The sequence below is a fragment of the Escherichia sp. 94.0001 genome, assembly GCF_013369155.2.
Taxonomy (GTDB): Bacteria; Pseudomonadota; Gammaproteobacteria; order Enterobacterales; family Enterobacteriaceae; genus Escherichia; species Escherichia coli_F.
The window spans coordinates 1-329 of record NZ_JABWMS020000269.1; the positions used below are offsets into that span (position 1 = coordinate 1).

Below are 329 nucleotides of genomic sequence, written 5' to 3' on the forward strand. Positions count from 1 at the left end.
TGGCAGCCTGAGTTCACAGATAAAACACTCTCCAGGAAAACCGGGGCGGTTCAAAGACTTGCTGACCGTTTTGACAATATCGCCTTCAATCTGGTTGGCTGACAGTTTCCCCTTAATCTGACAGTTCTCATTAATCGTGACGTTGTTGAGCGTCCCTGAGTTCGCATTCACACTGCCACTGATATCCGCATTTTTCGCCGTCAGTCGCCCGTCCGGCGTCAGGGAAAATGCCGGAGGATTGCCGGATGACGTGATGCTCACCGCAAACAGTCGTTTCAGGAACACGTCGTTCATGAACAGCTGATTCCCCTGCGCCACAAATAACGGCG

At 52.0% G+C, this 329-nt stretch carries 1 protein-coding gene; it reads right to left on the bottom strand.

From position 1 onward, the window contains the following. Positions 1 to 329: hypothetical protein (locus tag HEN33_RS25655; RefSeq protein WP_445297915.1), on the bottom strand; the 329-nt coding region annotated here is incomplete at both ends.